17 protein-coding genes are annotated in these 19586 nt (G+C 55.3%); 7 read left to right on the top strand and 10 right to left on the bottom strand.

Annotated elements, in window-relative coordinates; genetic code table 11:
* Positions 1 to 24 precede the first annotated feature (24 nt).
* The 3 genes from DSCA_RS07035 to DSCA_RS07025 are packed head-to-tail and all read left to right on the top strand — an operon-like array spanning position 25 to position 4908.
* The gene (locus DSCA_RS07035) at positions 25 to 3954 is read left to right on the top strand and encodes a PilC/PilY family type IV pilus protein (RefSeq protein ID WP_167527648.1); all 3930 of its coding nucleotides are present in this window, start codon (positions 25 to 27) and stop codon (positions 3952 to 3954) included.
* A gap of 46 nt (positions 3955 to 4000) precedes the next feature.
* Positions 4001 to 4360 (top strand): hypothetical protein, encoded by a 360-nt coding sequence (locus tag DSCA_RS07030; protein ID WP_155315750.1) that lies wholly within the window; start codon positions 4001 to 4003, stop codon positions 4358 to 4360.
* 14 nt (positions 4361 to 4374) lie between these two features.
* Positions 4375 to 4908, top strand: coding sequence for a DUF4124 domain-containing protein (locus tag DSCA_RS07025; protein WP_155315749.1), 534 nt, complete (start codon positions 4375 to 4377; stop codon positions 4906 to 4908).
* A gap of 124 nt (positions 4909 to 5032) precedes the next feature.
* Here DSCA_RS07025 and DSCA_RS07020 read toward each other — a convergent pair whose 3' ends face one another.
* The 9 genes from DSCA_RS07020 to DSCA_RS06980 all read right to left on the bottom strand — a co-directional run bounded on the left by DSCA_RS07020 (position 5033) and on the right by DSCA_RS06980 (position 13068).
* Positions 5033 to 5383 (bottom strand): DsrE family protein, encoded by a 351-nt coding sequence (locus tag DSCA_RS07020; protein ID WP_155315748.1) that lies wholly within the window; start codon positions 5381 to 5383, stop codon positions 5033 to 5035.
* Positions 5384 to 5798: 415 nt separating this feature from the next.
* Positions 5799 to 6329 (bottom strand): pyridoxamine 5'-phosphate oxidase family protein, encoded by a 531-nt coding sequence (locus DSCA_RS07015; RefSeq protein WP_155315747.1) that lies wholly within the window; start codon positions 6327 to 6329, stop codon positions 5799 to 5801.
* Positions 6330 to 6348: 19 nt separating this feature from the next.
* Entirely contained in the window at positions 6349 to 7575 is a 1227-nt protein-coding gene (locus DSCA_RS07010) for an aminotransferase class I/II-fold pyridoxal phosphate-dependent enzyme (RefSeq protein ID WP_155315746.1), read from the bottom strand.
* A gap of 257 nt (positions 7576 to 7832) precedes the next feature.
* Positions 7833 to 9302, bottom strand: a complete 1470-nt coding sequence (locus tag DSCA_RS07005; protein WP_155315745.1) for a dynamin family protein — start codon at positions 9300 to 9302, stop codon at positions 7833 to 7835.
* Between the two features lie 156 nt (positions 9303 to 9458).
* Positions 9459 to 9842 (bottom strand): hypothetical protein, encoded by a 384-nt coding sequence (locus DSCA_RS07000; protein ID WP_155315744.1) that lies wholly within the window; start codon positions 9840 to 9842, stop codon positions 9459 to 9461.
* 19 nt (positions 9843 to 9861) lie between these two features.
* Positions 9862 to 10074 carry a hypothetical protein gene (locus DSCA_RS06995; protein ID WP_155315743.1) on the bottom strand — a complete coding sequence of 71 codons (213 nt, stop codon included), beginning with the start codon at positions 10072 to 10074 and terminating at the stop codon, positions 9862 to 9864.
* A 363-nt stretch (positions 10075 to 10437) separates the two neighbouring features.
* Positions 10438 to 11532, bottom strand: coding sequence for a GGDEF domain-containing protein (locus DSCA_RS06990; protein WP_155315742.1), 1095 nt, complete (start codon positions 11530 to 11532; stop codon positions 10438 to 10440).
* Positions 11533 to 11684: 152 nt separating this feature from the next.
* Positions 11685 to 12536 (bottom strand): SPFH domain-containing protein, encoded by an 852-nt coding sequence (locus DSCA_RS06985; RefSeq protein ID WP_155315741.1) that lies wholly within the window; start codon positions 12534 to 12536, stop codon positions 11685 to 11687.
* Between the two features lie 79 nt (positions 12537 to 12615).
* Complete coding sequence (locus tag DSCA_RS06980; protein WP_155315740.1) at positions 12616 to 13068, bottom strand: NfeD family protein; 453 nt, start codon at positions 13066 to 13068, stop codon at positions 12616 to 12618.
* Positions 13069 to 13436: 368 nt separating this feature from the next.
* Here DSCA_RS06980 and DSCA_RS06975 point away from each other — a divergent pair, with 368 nt between their 5' ends.
* The 4 genes from DSCA_RS06975 to DSCA_RS06960 all read left to right on the top strand — a co-directional run bounded on the left by DSCA_RS06975 (position 13437) and on the right by DSCA_RS06960 (position 17438).
* Positions 13437 to 14381: an MBL fold metallo-hydrolase gene (locus DSCA_RS06975; protein ID WP_167527647.1), complete on the top strand. Its 945-nt coding sequence runs from the start codon at positions 13437 to 13439 to the stop codon at positions 14379 to 14381.
* Complete coding sequence (locus DSCA_RS06970; protein WP_155315738.1) at positions 14378 to 15301, top strand: dihydroorotate dehydrogenase; 924 nt, start codon at positions 14378 to 14380, stop codon at positions 15299 to 15301. Before DSCA_RS06975 ends, DSCA_RS06970 begins: the two co-directional genes overlap by 4 nt.
* Before the next feature lie 247 nt (positions 15302 to 15548).
* Positions 15549 to 16130 (top strand): chalcone isomerase family protein, encoded by a 582-nt coding sequence (locus DSCA_RS06965; RefSeq protein ID WP_155315737.1) that lies wholly within the window; start codon positions 15549 to 15551, stop codon positions 16128 to 16130.
* Positions 16131 to 16826: 696 nt separating this feature from the next.
* Positions 16827 to 17438 (top strand): PEP-CTERM sorting domain-containing protein, encoded by a 612-nt coding sequence (locus DSCA_RS06960; RefSeq protein WP_155315736.1) that lies wholly within the window; start codon positions 16827 to 16829, stop codon positions 17436 to 17438.
* Positions 17439 to 17911: 473 nt separating this feature from the next.
* On the opposite strand, the gene DSCA_RS06955 is transcribed toward DSCA_RS06960, so the two are convergent.
* Positions 17912 to 19450 (bottom strand): 2-isopropylmalate synthase, encoded by a 1539-nt coding sequence (locus tag DSCA_RS06955; RefSeq protein ID WP_155315735.1) that lies wholly within the window; start codon positions 19448 to 19450, stop codon positions 17912 to 17914.
* Between the last annotated feature and the right edge of the window lie 136 nt (positions 19451 to 19586).

The raw sequence follows: 19586 nt of genomic DNA, 5'->3' as shown, positions 1-19586 counted from the left end.
CGAATATCGAAAGGCAGGACAGGTATGAAAACATCTATGACTTGCAGGAAGACATATGCATTCAAACTGATCATGGCGGCCCTGGCGGGGGCCTGCCTGGTTGCACTGTCAGGCGGATACCGGGCAGCCGATGCGGCGTCATGCATGGACCTTGCGGATGTTCCCCTGGAATCCATGGAGCAGCCGGCCCCGGGCATGATCATGTTTGTCATCGATGATTCCGGCAGCATGGACTGGAGCATGATGTGCCCGCCGTCCGAAACCCATGGGGTGTTTGACGAGGAATATTACATTTTCCCCAACCCGGGCGATCATGCCTATACCGGCTTCTGGTACAGTTCGGTTCTGGAAAACAACACCACCAAAAGAATGATGTGGATGTCCCAGTGGTCGGGCTACAACGGGATGTACTACGACCCGGCCACCGAATACACCCCCTGGCCGAATCTCGATGATGCCGATGTCGACAATCCCCGGTCCAACCCCGTGGTCAGCGGGAACACGTTGAACATGAACGCGGTTTGGCATCCGATGGAGAACTCCGGCGTGGTGGTGGACAACACGGATCCCGGCTTTGACTCAACCGGCGTCTGGAATGACTATACGTTTTCGACATCTGACTATGGATCAAATTTTTTGTTGAATATCGGTGGCAACGCAACCTATTCGGCCACTTGGACAGCTGATAGCCTGGATTCGGAAACTGAATACGACGTATATGCCAGATTGCCGTGGAATGGGACTTACGATCGCACCTACTACCTGCGCCAAACTGTCACCTATTCAACCTATGATGGCTCCGTCGATGGTTCCGTCGGTTCGGGCAAATTAGATGACGCCAGCCTCGACCAGCATCAGGATCCTGATCTGTATACCGATTACTGGGCACCGATCGCCTCGAGTGTGAGTTTTTCATCGGGTACCGGAATTGTCAGATTTGAGGAAACAACCGACTATGGCGACTCGCAATACGGAATCGATAATAACAACTCAAATTATCAGCTTTTTGCCGATGCCGTGAAATTCGTTCCCGCTCGGCCTGCGGTTAGCGATATCATGCGGCGCCACTATTACGTGCAAAACGACACCGGGACCTATCTGGTCAACCTGATCGATGGCAGTATTGAATACTACCGGGTCGCCTTGGACGATTCCACGGCCATCCGGGAAGTGGTCACCGCAGAAAAACTGACACGGTTAAGGGCCGGTGATCATGATGATGAAATTACCGCCCTGGACGAAATGAGAAACGACCGGTCCTACGATGAAGAAATCCAGAATTTCGCCAACTGGTATTCGTTTTACCGGCGCCGGGAACTGACGGCCAAAAACGCCATCGCCAATGTGATCGACTCCATGGACGGGGTCTTCATCGGCATTTTTTCCCTCAATGGGAATATGACCCAGCAGCGTGTCCGACCGGTTCGGGTGAATCTGGATGGCACCTTCACCGATGAATCCGACACGCTGCTGGATGAATTGTATGAGCTCTACAGCAGTGGTGGAACACCGTTGAGGGACGGGCTTAAACGAGCCGGCCGGTTTTTTCAGGGGGATTATATGAAGCCGACCACCTCTTTCCCCAGCTACACCAGCAGTGCGACCTATCCGTTTTTCAACGAGGACAAGGGCGGGACCTGCCAGCAGGCCTTCACCATTATTTTCTCCGACGGGTATTATAACGGCACGACTTCTCCCGGGGTGAGCAATGCGGATGGCAACAACAATACCGATTTTGACGGTGACCCTTTCGGGGACGATTCCAGCGATACCCTGGCGGATGTGGCCATGCACTACTTTGAGACCGACCTCAACGACCCCCTTGATGACGATGTGCCCATCACATCGGAGGACCCGGCAGGTCATCAGCACATGGTGACCTACACCCTGGCCTTCGGGGTCACCGGTACCTTGGACATCGACCTTTACAAGGATTGCCCCCTGGGCACCTGCCCGGACAGCTGGCCGAGCCCCGACTCGGATTCCAAAAAAATCGACGACATGTTCCATGCCGCCATCAACGGGCGTGGCGTTTATCTCTCCGCCGGCAACACGGCCGAGCTTAACGAGGCGCTCCAGGCGCTGAAAAAGAACATTGAAAGCCGGTTGGGGGCGTCGGCGGCCCTGGCCACCAACTCCATCCAGCTCAGCGTGGGCTCGGTGATCTACCAGGGAACCTATAATACCGCCAACTGGTACGGCGAAGTGTCGGCCCTGCCGCTGAACGTGACCACCGGGGCCATCGGAGATCCGGTATGGCGCGCCAGCGACCAGATGCCCGATTGGGGCGATCGCACGATCCTTTCCCATAACGGCAGCACGGGCATTGTTTTCCATGTTGACAACCTGACCGACAGCCAGAAGACTGCCCTGACAGATGCTGAGCCCACGGGTGCCACGGCTGCCCAGATCGTTGATTTTATCCGGGGCGACACCTCCAACAGCGTTTCCGAGGGCGGTTCCCTGCGCAATCGAACCCATCCCATCGGGGATATCGTGCATTCCGCACCCACCTATTTCAAGAACGTGGTTTATATCGGGGCCAACGACGGGATGCTGCACGCCTTCAACAGCAGCGACGGCACGGAATTGTTCGCCTATGTGCCCGGCCTGGTATACGATCATCTCGGCAATCTGGCCGACCCGGGGTACAGCCACAAGTATTATGTGGACAACACCGCGGTCGTTGCCAAAGTGAACACCCAGGATGTGCTGGTCTGCGGACTGGGCAAGGGCGGCAAGGGCTATTTTGCCCTGGATGTGACCCAGCCCGATGAAATGGACGCCGCCGATGTCCTGTGGGAATTTACCGACACCGACATGGGCTACTCTTTCAGCAAGGCGTTTATCGTAAAGACGAAAGCGGCCGGCCACGTCGTGGTTTTCGGCAACGGGTACGACAATGACGGCTCCGGAAACGCCGTCCTATACGTGCTTGATGCGCTCACGGGAAGCCTGGTCAAAAAATTCGACACCGGGGTGGGGGGGTGTAACGGCCTTTCCACGCCGGCCCTGGTTGATGTCCAGTTGGATGGGTACTTGGACTATGCATTTGCCGGGGATTTGAAGGGCAATATGTGGAAACTCGACCTGCGTGGCGAAGATGTAACGGACTGGAAGTTTTCCTACCAGGATGGCGACGACGATCCCAAACCGCTGATAACAGTGAAAAACCCCAGCGGCCAGATTCAACCCATCACCGCCGCACCGGAAGTGATGCTGGATTGTGTGCTGCTCGAGGAAGGCCGCGGCTTGATGGTGATTTTCGGGACCGGCCAATATCTGAATGTCGCCGATTTTACCGATACCACCACCCAGTCATTTTACGGCATCTGGGACTGGGGCCTGATATGGGAGGCCGAGGAAGGGGCCGATGTGGCCGAATCCAAGTACCTGGGAACGTTTAACGCGGACCGGTCGTTGTCCAATATGGACACCGGGATCACCTTGCTGGAACAGGAGTTCGAATACAAGGACACGGAGTGGGGCGTACTGACCGACCATCAACCACAGTGGTTCAATCCTTTCGAAGGCATGGATGGTGAAGGCCTTCACATGGGGTGGCATATTGACCTTCCGGAGAGCGGTGAACGGATGCTGCTTCAGCCCACCTTGACTAAAGGCGCCGCGATTTTGATGTCGACGATCCCGTCGAGCTCGCCGTGTACCGCCGGGGGCAGTTCGGGAACCTATACGGTAAGCGCCTGTACGGGCGGTCATTACAAGGATCCGGTCTATGACGTGAACGGAGACGGGAAAATCGATAAAAACGATACGATTATCGTCGACGGAGAACCGGTGCCGCCCCAATGGCATCCGGATCCCAAAATCCTGTACGACCTGCTGATCATCAGTGGCGACGGCTATCGGCAGGATGCGGAGGGCAACATCGAGCAGGTGGAGATCTTGCAGAATCTGCCGGGAATGTTTTTCTGGCGGGTCATCGGGCAGTAACGCAGCGGCCGTGACCCGATGGATAATCAACAAAGGAGATAGTCAAATGGCGTTCAAATACAACACCCTTAAAACGGTCACTTTCTGCCTAATCGGCGTGGTGGTTGCGGGCACCTGGATGGTTTCCGGTTGCCTTGCCGCCGACAAGGGCGTGTCGATCAGAAGCATCACGCCCATCCTGGAATTAAATTCCCCTGAGGCCAACATCCGCGCCCAGGATTATTTTGATGTCGTCGGGACATTGAACCTGGTTGAAAGCGACCGAATCATCATTGGCGACCGTGTGTTGTCCCTTTCAAGCGGCGTAAAGGCTTCCGGAATCCAAAAGTGGGACCACGTGGGGGCCAAACTCAACCCGGCCGGAGAAGTTGTGTCGCTGGTCAAACTTACCGATGAGCCCCATTGATCAAGGTGAAGAGAATGTGGAAGTGGACCAGGAATTTACTGCTGGCAGGGGTGGTTGTCTGGTTGGCAACCCCGGTTTTTGGTGAATATTACAGGTATACCGACCAGAACGGGGTATTGCGATTTACCGACGATCTGTCCGGCGTGCCGCCTGACCAGCGGCCGCGTGTTGAAACCTACGAATCGACCCAAAGCCATCCGCTTCCAGGGGAAACCGCAGGAAACCGGAAAAAAATCGATACATCCGGGTCCGTGGCCCCGCCGGAGAACACCGCCAGGTCTTTCGCCGGTACCTGGCAGGAGGAAATCTCTCTAAAAAAGGAAGAGCTCGATCGAATGCAGACGGTTCTGAACAAGGACTATACGGCGCTTCAGAATGAACGAACGCGTCTTCAGGCCGCTGCGCCGAAAAAAGGGGCAACTTCAGAAGAAACAGAGGCTTATCGCCAAAAGGTTGCCGCCTTGAACGTCAAGATTGTCCAGTACGAAGAACAACTGTCCGAATATACTAAAAAAGTAGAAAGCTTTAATGCCCAGTATCAAAAATAGCGTCCTTTTTCCTTGACGCAGGCTCTTTTTCTGCCGGCGCCAGCCAGCCTTTTCCAGTCAGGACTGCCGCCTCACCTGTCAGCCAGGGGCGGCAGTCGTCCCAAAGCTATTCTTCTTGATATGATCAGAAATTGAACACCTTGGCTTCAGCCGCCATGTCGATCAGGTGGGGCCCCCCGTCCAATTGCATGTTGGGATAAAAGCTGGCTTCATCAATATTCCTGTTTTTGGCGCAAGGGGTGCAGATACCGGTTTTGACCTCGTTTTCCACCAGGTAGGGCAGGTAGTCGCCGGGGCAGTCTCCGGTGGCGGTGGTTATGCTGTGATCCCGGTTTTTGTCGGCCCAGGTGACACCGCTATCGATGAAAAACATATCCACGTGGTGGCCTTTGGAATGGGCGATTTTGGCAAATTGGAAACAGCGGGTGGCGGCTTCGTTGTCATCCTTGCTGAGCACGAACAGAAAATTGGGCATTTTTGACTCCTTTCGCATATGTTGGTTGGAGTGGATGGTTAAACGCCATGGTCGTGTTCATATTAACCTGTTTCCGGAAAATCGACCCGTTTATTTCCAACATTGGTGCGGTTTGCGGCGGACCGGTAAAAATGAACATTTGCTTGTTATCAAACCAGCTGTGGGGAGGTCAAGATATAATGGCAGCCTTACAACTCACAGCATCCGGTTGCTCACCGACTTCCCCATGGGATCGGGCAGGGACTGCTTCAGAGAGGAAAAAGGACTCCGCAAAACGTGAAGCGGGCTTGTTTTTGAAAAACAGATCGGTTGACGAAACGGTAACATCGGCACATCTATTGGATTTTGGCAGTGAAGAAACCCTTGACATGAATCACAACGGTCCGCTCAGACGGGTGAAACTGTCCTGTTCGGGTCAATCGCCGCAACGGCCTATAGCGGGGGTGCCTGCCTTCCAGCAGACTCGATATCGGCTGCCGAACCCGAAGCGATTGTCGACGTAATACATATCCGCAGGCGTAAAGGCGTAAAGCCGCGCCTTGAACGTCGAGAAAAAAGTATCCAGGTCCGGAGGCGTATTTTCAGGAAAAAAACTCCGGGTGAAGGGGAATCGTTTCAAATAGGTGGCGAGGACTTTCATTGACAGGGAAACGGACCGAATCCGCTCTATGGTTCCGGCCATTTGAATGCCGCGAAGATCCTGCCATGTATCCGCCTGGTGAAACAGCGATGCGGATGCTTCTCCTGCAGTGGTTGCCTGCCGGATATGGCGGCTTTCCGGTGAGGAAAAAAAGAAGAAACGCCCGTCGAGGCAGACAAAATAGACCGGTGCTGACCAGGGGCCGGATTGCCCGGCCGTGGCCAGCGTCAGGGTCGACTCGCTTTGGATCAGGGTCAGCGCCGCTGTCCGCCATGCTTCGGATGTCGGTTTCCCGCCTGCCGTCAAAACAAGATCCTGTCCCTGCTTATTTGTTGGTCAGGCCAACCGCTGTGACGGCCCGTTCCATTTGTTCGATCCGTTTTTCCAGGCTGCCCGTGTAACCGATGGACAGACGGACCAATCCGGGAGACAGTCCCATTTTCTTCTGGTCGTCAGGGCTGATTTCCGACGAGGTGCTCGCACCGGAGCAGGACATCAGGGTGTCGAAATAACCCAGGGATACGGCAATGTAGCCGAAATCCTCTTTGTTCTGCAGTTCATCGAGCAGGTCGTCGGCCCGATCCCGGGTGCCGCAGTCGACGGTGAACATGCCGCCGTACCCATAGCCCCTGTTGATCAGGCCGGTTGCCAGGTCGTGCTGGGCAAAGGAATCCAGTCCGGGATAGACCACCGCCACGCCCAGTTCCTCAAGCCGTCGGCAGACGGCCAGCGCCCGGCGCGAGTGTTCGCGCATCCGCAGGGCCAGGTGGGGCAGGCGCTGAATGATATCATAGGCCATGCGGGGGTCCATGGTGGGCCCCAGCAGCATGACCCTGCCCGTATGAAGATCCATCAACTGGTGAACCATTGCCTTGGTGGTGCATATGGCGCCGGCCACCAGGTCGCTGGCTCCGTTGATATATTTGGTCATGGAATAGACCACCACATCCGCACCCAGGTGTGCCGGGGAAATCATCATGGGCGCGAAGGTATTGTCCACGACCAGGGAAAGCCCCTCTGCTCTGGCCAGTTTGGACAAGGCCCGGATGTCGGCGATTTTCAATGTGGGGTTGCCGAGGACTTCTGTGTAGAGCACACGGGTTTTCGGTGTGATAGCCTTTTTAAATGCGTCTGTATCGGTGGGGTCCACAAAGGTGGTGGTGATGCCGAGCTGGGGCAGCAGATCTTCCAGGAGTGCATGGGTACCGCCATAGATCGTATCGCTGGAAACGATGTGGTCACCGTTCCGGCAAAGCTGAAGCAGGGCGCAGGAGATGGCCGACATTCCGCTGGCAGTACACACGGCAAATTCGGTTCCTTCCATGGCCGCCAGGTAACGCGCCAGAATGTCCACCGTAGGATTGAAATGCCGGCTATAGAGAAAGCAGCCTCCCTGCTGCGGGCCGCGGATGCCACCGAAAATTTCCGGCATGGTCTCCGGATCGATTACGGTAAAGGTAGAGGAACGGGAAATGGACGGGGTTACCCCGCCGTGTTCACCAAACTCTCTGCGGGTTTCAGACAGGGCCTGTTCCGGGTTGAAGTGGTTCATTTCTTGTCTCCTTGTCGGTGCATTCGTCATGGGGAAGGCGTCCGTGCCCGGGGGTGATTCTCTCCTGGCGGACCGGGGATGACCGGAAAGCAGCTTGGGTCAGCCATGGGGCTCCCCCAATGACGGTGAAATGGGGACGTGTTCACGGTGATGTCGATCATTAATCATACTATGGATGATCGGCGCGTCAAGGGTTCGTGTCAGCCCCTTGCTGACAAACGCCTGGAGGGGGCAGGGTTTTTGGCCTGGCTCAAAGGTTACCGGCCGTCCAGGGCCGCATCCGCATTGGCCCAGTAGGGAACCGGTCCGGCGCCATTTTCTTCCCACGCATCCTCATCCATACCGATGCCGGCCAGTTCCTTCAGGGCTTCACGAATCTCCCTGGACCCCCTGTCGTGGATCTGTTTGACGGTGGCGTGTTCGCCCAGCACCCGGGACAGGGAATACCTGCCGCTGGTGTTTTTCAGGTTGACGTAGAGCAGGTCCCGGATTGACGCCCAACTGTCACGGCGGGTCTGGTTGGGAAGCGGGGTCAGGCGGTCCAACTGCCGCAGCCATTTTTTCAAAAACCGCGAATACAGGTATTTTTGCACCATGGCGAGCCAGAAAATGAGAAAGACGGTGCCCAACAAACCGGCACCGGTGATCTGCAACACCGGGTCAAGACCGGCAAATGCCGGCAGCCCCATGAGCCCCATCCAACCGGCAGCCCCACCGACCAGGGACAGGGCCAATCCGGTGATAAATGACTTCACCAGGAACAGGCGCGCTTTTTTGCGGAAGCTGATCATGCCCTCCAGGAAGTGGCAAAGCCGTTCACCGTGGGTTTCAACAAAGGATGCCAGGTTGTCCAACCGATGACAGGGGGCCTGAAGCACCGCTTTTTTGAGGTCTTCCCGCTGGTTTTCCAGATAATGGAGATAAGCGGCCTGGGGGTCATCCGACCGGCCGCTTTTTTCTGCGGCAACGGGTGAGTAAGTCAGATGGATCATGGGGATGTCCTTGCGGCCCGTAATCTGGGACAGATTCCAGCACAGGGTGCCGTAGACGCGCAGCAGGTCCGTCATGGAGGCGCATTCGTCGATACGGTTGAGCACGTATAGCACCCGATCTTCGAATGTTTTGGCCGGCAGGGTGTCCCTCAGGCTGGTATGGGCTTCGCGGACGGTGCCGGCCTTGTGGGGGTCGAAAAGCACCAGCACCAGATCGGCAATTTGCGCCAGATCACCGATAACATCCTGATAGTTATAGCCCCGGTCCCGTTCGGTGATGCTGTCCAGCATTCCCGGTGTATCGATGATGGCCAGGTTCTTGAGAAAAGGCGAGTTGATTTTTTTCAGCTTGAAATGGGATGCGAATCGCTGGCCGTGTTTCTTCAGGGTCTCGAAAGGATATTCGGGATCGTTGAGCAGAAACTTGCCGTCGCGCTGGTCGATGACCCGGATCGGGCCATCGGCACTTTCACTTTCTTCGTATGTGATAACCGTGAAGGAATCATCGGTGGGCGCCTGTCCGGTACCCTGGATTTCAATTCCCAACAATTCATTGATCAGGGTAGATTTACCCGACGAATAGTTGCCCAGCACCAGGACCTGGGGCCGCCATTTGATATTGGTCTCGAGAGGCACTTCGCTGTATCCGTAACGCATGGCCACTGGCGTCAGTTGCTCGGAAACCATCTCCAGCAGTTCGGTGCGAAGGGCGGTAATGTAGTTGTCACGATACATGGATGTCTCCGGTCAACAGACTGGCACGTCGGGAAAGATAGTCGATCATGGCATCAGAAACACCAGTAGATATAAGGGTTTCCCATAAACAAATCAAGCTTATAAAGAAAGTGACCATCCGGCAATGACCGGCCTCCGGGCCATTATATGAAGGCGCTAATGCCCTCCGCAGCCGCAGCCGCAATCCCCGCAACTGCCGCCGGCCGCCATGGCTTTGACCACATCACGGTCCGTTGCCCGGACAATTCCGGTAACGGTGACATCAAGCGATGCAGGGGATCGGATGCCGGTTTGTTCCCGCAGCGGGGCTTCGAGGTGGCCAATGGTTTCCCTGTAATCGGAAAACATCATGTCGAATTGCACCCGGTCGCCGATACCCTTGCCGAACAGGGCTTTTTCGAACGGGGTGATACCCGCCGGGCCGACCCCGTAAATAAATACAAAGGGAATATCCCGGTGGTCATCAGACGATATCGTCCCGGGCCGGACCTTCACGGACACTTTCATCAGATTGTCAACCGTCTGCGTCGGGTTGGCCATATTGTCGATCCTCCTTGAATCATTGTAAAAGGGAAACCACGGCGGCCACCCAGTCCGTGAATCGGTCGAACCAGTCACGGGGGGACACCGGTTCTGTGGTATGAAAGGGGCGGGACGGTAGCGTCGCGGCGGTGTTTCCGGGGGGTGCCGGTTGGGGCTGTTTTACCGGCATGACGGGTCCTCCAGCCGGCAATGGTTCGGCGGTGTCACTGCTGGACGGAATTTCTGCCATGGGGCCGGTTCCTGCATTCCATTTATCGACGACATAGCTGGACAACACCGCTCTGACCGCCGGCCTGAGATCCGTCCAACGGCATAGCATTGCATGAACCCTGTGGCCCTGCCAATCCGTCCTGCTGATGTGCACCCGATCCAACGCCATGGAATCGAGAAAGGGTAGAAGCCTTTTTTCAGTCAGGGGGCGCCGCTGATGCGGGGCAGCCTTCCCGCTCAGGATGGCAGAAAGGTGCTGCAAATGTGGATGAGATGGGAGCATGCCGCCGTATTCTCCTTTTATCACCAAACTCATTGAACTTCATTAAGATAAGGGAAGACCGTTCAATGTAAATGCCGGTGGACGCCGTCGAGGTTCCGTTTACAATGCGTTTTCGGCCACCACCCTGTTTTTGCCGGCGGCTTTGGCATTGTAGAGACATTGGTCAGCCCGCTCCACCAGGCTTTTTACCGTGTCGCCTTTTCGGTAGGTGCTGACGCCGATGCTGACCGTAACGGTCACCACCTCTGCCCTCGGGGAATCGTCTGCGGCATATTTGGCCGCTGCAATGGACCGGCAGAGCTGTTTGGCTTTTTTTGAGGCATTTCGAAGGGACGCGCCGGGCAGGATCAGGGTGAACTCCTCCCCACCGTAACGGGCCAGAAAATCATCGCTTCGTACTGCTGCACGGCATTTTTCGGTAAAGGCCATCAGCATCCGATCGCCTACAGTATGGCCGTATGTGTCGTTAAGCTGCTTGAAATCATCCAGGTCCATCATCAGCAGGGAGAAGGGTGCCCGGGTGACGGTGTTGCGTTCGACCAGTCGCCGCAGATGGTCATCCAGTGCCTTGCGGTTGTTGACGCCGGTCAGACCGTCGGTGCTTGCCGTATGCCTGGCCTTGTCCAGTTCTTTTTTCAAAACGTCCACCTGGCTGGAAAGGGCATCAAGGGTTTTTTGGTCCAGATCTTCCTTTTCCCTGACCATGGTACGCATGTTGTCCACCTCACGGACAAGTTCACTCTTGATCCGCTTGATGTCATCCAGCAGGGTGATCTCTTCGAAGCGTTCGCCCTGGGTGCGGATGCTGCTGTAAAAATCACGATTATCGTTGTCCAGTCCGCCCATCGCAGCGGTCATCAGGTCGATGATCTCCCTGAATTCGGTTTCGCGTTCGCCGATGTAGGTTTTCTGCCGCTGGATATGGTCTAAAATCTTTCCTTTTTGCCGATCGAACTGGGTCGCTATGGTTTTGGTTTTCTCATCCGCCTGAAATTTTTCCTGCAGGGTTTCCAATTGTTTTTTGAATCCGTCGGCATTGATTTCAGTGATGTCCAGGGTATATTCACGCACGAACAGGAACAGGGCCCGGATGCTCTCCAAAAATACGTTCAAACGCTCACGGGTGTCGGCGATCTCTTTTTCCAGCGTTGCCGGATCAACATCGGCGGGGTTGGCTTTACCAAACAGTTTCATGGTCCGTCGTCCTTATCCAAATTGGCGCTTGCGCGGTGCTGCTGTGGGGGCACATGTCGTTTTCACTGAAAGCGGCGCTGAACGGTTTCAGGGCTTTTGGTTTAAAAGGCCTTTGGGATATTAAATGTGATCGTTGATTTCGAGAGCCCGATCTATCTGGCCCCGCCCAGAATGCCCCTGATTGCCGTCGGAATTTCAGCCGGCATCAGAACCACCTTGGCGTTTTCTGACGTGGCCAGTTTCTTCAGGGAATCTACATACTTCTCGCCGATGAGGTACATCACGGGGATCTCGTTGGCACCGATGGCCTCGGTAACCTTCTGGATGGCAAGCTGGCTGGCTTCGGCCAGCACGACCTTGGCCTTGGCGTCGCGCTTGGAGGCTTCCAGGCGGCCTTCGGCTTCCAGAACGGCAGCGGCCTTCTCACCTTCGGCCCGGGTGACCGCAGCCCGACGCTGGCGCTCGGCGGCAGCCTGTTCTTCCATGGCGGCCTGCATGGTCTGCGATGGGTTGATGTCCTGGATCTCGACGGTTTTCATGGTGATGCCCCAGTCGGCAATGTCGTCTGAAATGGCGGCCTTGAGTTTGGCCTTGATCTGGTCACGGGAGGAAAGCGCGTCATCCAGGTCCATTTCTCCAACGATGGAGCGCAGGGAGGTCTGCACCAGGTTCTGGATGGCGATCTGGTAATTCTCAACGCCGTATACGGCTTTTTCCGGGGAAATGATGTTGATGTAGGCAACGGCATTGGCGATGATTACCGCATTGTCCCGGGTGATGACCTCTTGGGAGGGGATGTCCAGTACAATGTCCTTGGTGGTTACTTTATGGGACACCGAGTCGATGTACGGGATGATGATATTAAGGCCCGGGCCTAATGTCTTCTGGTACTTGCCCAGCCGCTGAACGACGTGCTTGCTGCCCTGGGGCACAATGCGAACGCCCAGTACAAGCGTTACGATCACCAGCACGACAAATACTGCAACTATGATCAATCCTTCCATGCTTTCCTCCCTGTGCCTTGAAGGCAACCTCTCAACGTTGAATTGGCAACCCCGTGGAAATGGGGTTCTGCTTTAACCCTCATGCGTTTTTAACCACCAGCGCATTGCCGGAAATATCAACGACACTCACCCGGTCGCCGACATCCACAGGCGAGTCACAAATGAACGGCCACTCTTCCGAGCCCAGAAGCGGGGTCGAAAAACGCACCATCCCCCTCCTTCCGGGTTCCGGTTTTCTGATCACCTGGCCGGTTTCGCCGATGGCGGCTTCACGGGAGATTCCCGCCCGGGTCCGATCGGTCATCTTCGGCCGGATAAATTTGAACCACAGAAATGTGAATCCGCACGAGGCGATGGCCCAGATGAAAAGCTGCCAGGTGAAGCTGATGCCGGAAAAGACCAGCATCAGGCCGGCCACCACCAGGCCTCCCAGCCCGAACCAGAAGATGGTGAAACTGGGAACGAAAATTTCTGCCATGATGAGGATCATCCCCACCACCAGCCAGTGCCAGTATTGAACGCTGATATCCATTGGTTTTCCCGGTCGGGGGTAAAGGTTGCGTGGTCAGGTTGCGTCATTCCGGAAACGGCCAATTTCCCTGTTCAGGAAATGACGCCCTGATGTCTCGTTTCAGGTCAGGTGGTTTTGGGTTTTCGTTTAACCTGATATCGGCCTTTTTGATCGGAACCCAAGGCCTCTGGTCCATTTTTTAACCCGCAGCCAACGGCAAAATCTTAACATAAATAATGGATCGGTGGAAGGCGCACCGTCTCCACCATGGTGAAACTCCGGGTTGATCAATGATCACGACTCGTCTATATTACCCCGTATTCAGCGCCCGCTGGTGGCTGCCTGCCGGAAAAGACCAGCATGGAAGATGCGCTGCCCGTGGAGGAAACGTGATTGTTGACCGGATCGGCAAAATCGACCGCGGCGTTTACATGGTGGGACACCGGGCCATGCCCGTTTTCCTCGTGGATGGCGACCGTCCGGCCCTGTTCGATGCCGGGCTGGCTTTTCTGGGGCCCGAATATGTCCGGCAGGTTCAGCGGATTTTAGGAAACCGCCAGCCGGCGTGGTGTTTTCTCACCCACTCCCATTTTGACCATTGCGGTGCCGTGGCCTACCTCAAAGCCCGATTCCCGCGGATGAAAGTGGTCTGTTCGCAAAAGGCCGCCCGTGTGTTCGGGCGGCCCAATGCCATTTCCCTGATATCCGATCTCAACCGGTTTGCAGCCGGACTGGCAGCCGATCTTGGCGTCGATCCGGGAAACACGGACTTCGAGCCCTTCCATGTAGACGTGACGGCAGGGGAAGGCGACCGTTTCGAAATTTCAACCGATGTTTTCGTCCGGGTCATGGAAACCCCCGGTCATACCTGGGATTTTCTCTCCTACAGCATTCCCCGTCGTAAATTGCTGGTGCCTTCCGAAGCCTTGGGAACTCCGGATGAGAGCGGCTATATTGTCACCGATTGCCTTGTGGATTACGATGTCCACTACCAGTCCATGGAGCGTCTGGCCGAACTGGATGTGGAGACCTTGTGTCTGGGCCACATATACGCCTGCACCGGCAGTGACGCCCGTCGCCATATGACTGAATCTCTCGCCCAGAGCCGCCGGTTTTTCAAGATGGTGACAACGCTGCTGGAGGCGGAGGCCGGGAATATCCCTGCCGTGATGAAGCGGGTCAAAGCCTACGAGTGGGACGGCAAGGCCGGGCTTCGGCAACCCGAACCGGCGTATGTTCTCAACCTGGAAGCCCGTGTCAATACGGTGTTTCGAAAATGGCAGGCCTCGCGGACGCCCGATCAATCCCCCATATACGCAAAGACAGCCACATGATTTCACCCGACCTGACCGTCGATATCGGCGGACTGACACTTCAAAATCCGGTAATGACCGCATCGGGCACCTTCGGCTATGCCCGGGAGTTCGACCATTATATCGATCTGAACCGCCTGGGCGGCATCATCGTCAAGGGCCTTTCCCTGGAACCCTCCAAGGGAAACCCGCCTCCACGCATCGTCGAGACCGATTGCGGCATGCTCAATGCCATCGGGCTGGAAAATGTGGGCATCGACGCCTTCATCCGGGAAAAACTGCCTTTTTTAGAGACCCTTTGCCCGCCCACCATCGCCAATATTTATGGAAAAACCGTGGCGGAATACGCGCGGCTGGCCGAGCGCATGGAACCCCTCGATGCCGTCAAGGGCCTGGAGGTGAACATTTCCTGCCCCAATGTCAAAGAGGGGGGGGTGGCCTTCGGCTCGGATCCGGCGCTTGCCCGGGAGGTGGTCAGCGCCGTTCGTGAGAAGACCACCAAGCACCTGATGGTCAAGCTTTCTCCCAACGTCACCGACATTGCCCTGATGGCTGAGGTGGCCGAAGCGGCCGGGGCTGACGCCCTGTCGCTGATCAACACCATCACCGGCATGGCCGTGGACCTCTCCTCGCGGCGCTCCCGGCTGGCCAACGTCACCGGCGGTCTCTCCGGCCCGGCGATCAAGCCCGTTGCCCTGCGCATGGTCTGGCAGGCGTCCCGGGCGGTAAGCATTCCCGTCGTCGGCGTTGGCGGCATCATGAACGCCACGGATGCATTGGAGTTCATGATGGTGGGCGCCACCGCCGTCCAGGTGGGAACGGCCAATTTCGTCAACCCCGGCGGCACCATGGATATCATCGACGGCATGCAGAAGTGGCTTCGGGATGAAGGCCTCGATGATGTAAAACAGTTGATCGGGACACTGGTGACGGATGGGTGAGGGCGGAAGGCGGCAGGTTGAAGGTTGAAGGTTGAAGGTTGAAGGTTGAAGGTTGAAGGTTGAAGGTTGAAGGTTGAAGGCGGGAATCCTTACGGCCTTGAAATAAAATATTGCAATTGATCTGAATTCCGATAGATTGCCCAATGATGTTTGCAGTGTCAACAATACCCTGATCCGTATTTTTCCAAGAACCTGCCATCCGGAGGCCGCCTCATCGGATGGTCGCTGACAACCAAAGGAGAAGAGGATGAGCAGAAGACTGATTGCATGTGCCATGGCCGTTGTGTTCGTATTCGTTGTTGCCGGCATCGGTTTCGCCGGTGAAGTGGAGATCCTGGGCGTCAAATTTCCCACCGAAAAGACCATCGAAGGCAAAACCCTCAAGCTGAACGGGGTGTCCTACCTCAAAAAACTGGGTTTCGTGAAAGTCTATGCCGTCGGCCTTTACCTGGAAAATCCCACCAAGGACCCCAATGAAGTCATCGAATCCGAACAGGTCAAATACATGCTCACCCACTACCTGACCAGCAAGGCCACCGCCAAGAAAATCAGCGAGGGGTTCGTTGACCTGATGGAGAAGGGCAACCCCAGGGACCTGGTGGATGCCAACCGTGCGGATATCGACAAATACGCCTCCTGGCTGGATGCGGACATGAAGCCGGGACTGACGTCCGAGTCGGTCTACGTTCCGGGCAAAGGCATCACATTGACCTACCAGGGCCAGGTCAAAGGCACCATCGAGGGAAACACCTTCGCGCAGATGTACTATCGCTATAATGTGGGGGAGAAGGCGGACAAGAAGATCCGGAAGGGGTTGTTGGGGCTATAGGTGCTGGTGGTTAGGATGAAGGCTGTAGGTGTTTAGGCAAAACAATTGCTCGTGGCTTTTCGACAACTGACTTAATTGTTCCTTTGAATCTTCAGTTGCTTTTTCGACCCTGTGAAAAATTTTACATAATATAATAACATTCTCCAAAAAACTACAAGGGCAGGATGATATTTATTATCCTGCCCTTTTTTAATGCCCTTGCCATAATCCTGTTGGGTGCTGTTCTTCATTCAAAGTCTTAACTGCCCTATATCCATAACGTACGAAGGCATTTCGCGAAAAAGAAAATAATAGAAAGTATTACTCGGAAATGGAAAAATTGGGGATCATCCTTCATACCACAGTACTGCGCTCCCGCCTCAATATAACTGTTTACCATCTGAGCTTGTCTCGTCTCTATTTAACAAAGCGGTTCTGCCAAGTGAATTGTGTTATTAATTTCTTAATTGCCTGGAGGTTGTTACTTTATTTTCTTAGTTTAATTGGAAAGTTGTCGACGTGTTCACACAAACCATGCCGCTTAAGTGGTTATCCAGAAAAATTTTACAATTAACATGCTGTAGATATTGAAATAAATTATTGGCTTGGAGATGCGGCCCTTTATGCCCTTATTTTCTGGCATACTGGTTGCTATGACAGTGTTAGGTTGTACACATACCTTATTGATCGACAAAGCGAAGTTAAGAGGATGAGAGTATGAAGAAATTATTGGGGTTTTTATTGTGCACCATCTTGGGGTGCTTGATATTAGCACAGACTGCAGTCGCAATCCCTTATCAGGTAGAAGAAGGTGATTCTATCATATTAGATTCATGGAATCCTGTTACCAGGGCAGGCGAGATGGTTTTTAATATTGTTGGCAGCGGCAAATCATGGGGAACATTTTGTCTTGAATACACCGAAAACACTTACACCAATACACCATATGTAGTACAAAAATTAACGGATGTTACTGCGAGATGGGAGAATACAGGGAACCAGATTGCCTGGTTGTATTACAATTGGGAATTGAACGGATTAGATGGCGCCAACGAGAGTGCATTGCAATATGCCTTCTGGATCTTAAATGGAGATCTCGCCAGCTATAGCGGTGATCACAGAGCTGAAGCGGACTCTTTGATAAGCAGTGCAAATTCTGCTGTTTCAAAAGGTTGGTCCAATAGCGGTGGGTTGGTGATGATAGCAGAAAACCAAGGTCAAGATGTCCTGGTCTCTGCCGCCCCCGTCCCCGAACCCGCCACCCTGATGCTGCTGGGTACCGGCCTCATCGGCCTGGCCGGCGTGAGTCGCAAGAAATTCAAGAAATAGGAAAAAACCCTCCTGAAAGGTTTTTCCTAAAAACAAAGGCGGACCCCGTTTTCACGGTGTCCGCCTTTTTTACGATAATAAGAAAACGGTTACAATAATCGGCGCAGGAGCAGCCTCCCGCCGCGATCAATGCAGATCCGCAATTCATTGCGGCTGGAAGCCGCTCCTGCGCAAGCCAGCAAATCCGAGACAAATTGCCCCTATCCCTTGCACAGAATGAAAAGCGAAAGGAAGGGCGAGAGGATTCCGTTAATTCCGGATTTCTCCAATCCCTTAATCCCCCTCACCCTGTCCCTCTGCCCTAAAGGGGCGAGGGGACGCAGTCACTATTTTGGGAATGATACCGGATTTTCAGGTTAAGGGTTTACCGTTTCCGTTCACTGTGAACCATTGGACTCAATCCCCAATCCCTCAATTCCGGAATCTCTGTTCCCAGTTTTACGACTTCGGACCTCCGTCGTCGGTCCTCCGACCTACATCCCCTGCACCGCCTTGACCGGGTGGGCCTTCAGATACTCCAGCCGGTTCAGCCCGTTGATGTAGGCCTTGGCGCTGGCGGTGATGATGTCCGGATCGGAACCGCGGCCCAGGGCCACCAGGCCGTTTTCGCGCAGGCGAACGGTTACCTCGCCCTGGGCATCGGTGCCGCCGGTCAGGGCGCTGACGGTAAAGCGCAGCAGTTCGGCGCTGGCATTGGTCAACTGGGCGATGGTGTTGAATGCCGAGTCGATGGGACCGTTTCCGTAGTTGGCGCCTTTGACGGACCGACCGTTGATGGACAGCTTTACGCTGGCCATGGGCATGACCGTGGTGCCGCAGGTGACGTGCAGGTATTCCAGTGAGAAGACTTCGGCAGACCGCAGCACGCCTTCGGTGACCAGGGCTTCCAGGTCTTCGTCCATGACGTGTTTTTTCTTGTCGGCCAGCGCCTTGAACTGTTTGAAAACCGTCTTCAGTTCGTCTTCGGAGAGGTCATAGCCCAGCGTCTTCAAGTGGGCATAAAGGGCATGGCGGCCGGAATGCTTGCCCAGAACCAGGTTGTTGCGGCTCAGGCCGATGGTTTCCGGTTTCATGATCTCATAGGTCATGGGGTTCTTGAGCATTCCGTCCTGGTGAATGCCGGCTTCATGGGCAAACGCATTGGCGCCCACCACGGCTTTGTTGGGCTGAACCATGATGCCGGTGATCATGCTGACCAGACGGCTGGAAGGGTAGATGTGCTCGGTCCGGATGCCCGTTTCAAAGGGCATGAGGTTCTGGCGGGTGTGCAGGGCCATGATGACCTCTTCCATGGAGGTGTTTCCCGCCCGTTCGCCGATACCGTTGATGGTGACTTCGGCCTGCCGGGCACCGGCATTGATGGCGGCGATGGTATTGGCCGTGGCCAGCCCCAGGTCGTTGTGGCAGTGGACACTCAATGTGGCCTTGTGCATGTTCGGGGTGTTGGCGATGACATACCTGACCATCTCCTCGAACTCCTGGGGTACGGCATAGCCCACCGTGTCGGGCAGGTTGACCGTGGTGGCGCCGGCCTCGATGGCGGCACCGAACACCTTGCACAGGTAGTCCCGATCGCTGCGGGACCCGTCTTCGGCGGAGAACTCCACGTTGTCGGTGAAGGTTTTGGCATACTTGACGGCCTCCACGGCTGCGTTGACCACCTCATCCCGGGACATTTTCAGCTTGTAGTCCAGGTGGATGTCCGAGGTGGCGATGAAGGTGTGAATGCGCGGGTTCTCGGCGTGCCGGATGGCCCCCCAGGCCTGGTCGATGTCGCCCTTGTTTGCCCGCGCCAGGCCGGCCACCTCGGTCGACTTCAACCGTTTGGCAATTTCAGAAACGGCTTCGAAGTCTCCTTCGGATGCAGCGGGAAACCCCGCTTCGATAATATCTACGCCCAGTTTCTCCAATTGGACGGCCAGACGCAGTTTTTCATTGGTATTCATGCTGGCACCGGGACTCTGTTCGCCGTCCCTTAAGGTGGTGTCGAATATTTTAACGTGCTCGGTCATTGCTGTTCTCCTTCAGGTGGTATGTCCCTGGCCCGGGTGGCCAGGCATCGGGCATCCCATCGGGTATCGCCGTAACCATGGTCCTGCCATGAATGGGCGAACGGGGTTGCGTCTCGAAAAACAAAAAGGAAAGAAA

It is taken from the genome of Desulfosarcina alkanivorans, assembly GCF_009688945.1.
Lineage (GTDB): Bacteria > Desulfobacterota > Desulfobacteria > Desulfobacterales > Desulfosarcinaceae > Desulfosarcina > Desulfosarcina alkanivorans.
The sequence above is the reverse complement of the archived record's forward strand: the minus strand, read 5'-3'. Positions and strand labels throughout refer to the sequence as shown.

Excerpts from the sequence above, each read along its gene's own strand:
- DSCA_RS07035 (WP_167527648.1), top strand. The coding sequence starts at position 25 with ATGAAAACATCTATGACTTGCAGGAAGACATATGCATTCAAACTGATC.
- DSCA_RS07030 (WP_155315750.1), top strand. The coding sequence starts at position 4,001 with ATGGCGTTCAAATACAACACCCTTAAAACGGTCACTTTCTGCCTAATC.
- DSCA_RS07025 (WP_155315749.1), top strand. The coding sequence starts at position 4,375 with ATGTGGAAGTGGACCAGGAATTTACTGCTGGCAGGGGTGGTTGTCTGG.
- DSCA_RS07020 (WP_155315748.1), bottom strand. The coding sequence starts at position 5,383 with ATGCCCAATTTTCTGTTCGTGCTCAGCAAGGATGACAACGAAGCCGCC.
- DSCA_RS07010 (WP_155315746.1), bottom strand. The coding sequence starts at position 7,575 with ATGAACCACTTCAACCCGGAACAGGCCCTGTCTGAAACCCGCAGAGAG.
- DSCA_RS07005 (WP_155315745.1), bottom strand. The coding sequence starts at position 9,302 with ATGTATCGTGACAACTACATTACCGCCCTTCGCACCGAACTGCTGGAG.
- DSCA_RS07000 (WP_155315744.1), bottom strand. The coding sequence starts at position 9,842 with ATGGCCAACCCGACGCAGACGGTTGACAATCTGATGAAAGTGTCCGTG.
- DSCA_RS06995 (WP_155315743.1), bottom strand. The coding sequence starts at position 10,074 with ATGGCAGAAATTCCGTCCAGCAGTGACACCGCCGAACCATTGCCGGCT.
- DSCA_RS06990 (WP_155315742.1), bottom strand. The coding sequence starts at position 11,532 with ATGAAACTGTTTGGTAAAGCCAACCCCGCCGATGTTGATCCGGCAACG.
- DSCA_RS06985 (WP_155315741.1), bottom strand. The coding sequence starts at position 12,536 with ATGGAAGGATTGATCATAGTTGCAGTATTTGTCGTGCTGGTGATCGTA.
- DSCA_RS06980 (WP_155315740.1), bottom strand. The coding sequence starts at position 13,068 with ATGGATATCAGCGTTCAATACTGGCACTGGCTGGTGGTGGGGATGATC.
- DSCA_RS06970 (WP_155315738.1), top strand. The coding sequence starts at position 14,378 with ATGATTTCACCCGACCTGACCGTCGATATCGGCGGACTGACACTTCAA.
- DSCA_RS06965 (WP_155315737.1), top strand. The coding sequence starts at position 15,549 with ATGAGCAGAAGACTGATTGCATGTGCCATGGCCGTTGTGTTCGTATTC.
- DSCA_RS06960 (WP_155315736.1), top strand. The coding sequence starts at position 16,827 with ATGAAGAAATTATTGGGGTTTTTATTGTGCACCATCTTGGGGTGCTTG.
- DSCA_RS06955 (WP_155315735.1), bottom strand. The coding sequence starts at position 19,450 with ATGACCGAGCACGTTAAAATATTCGACACCACCTTAAGGGACGGCGAA.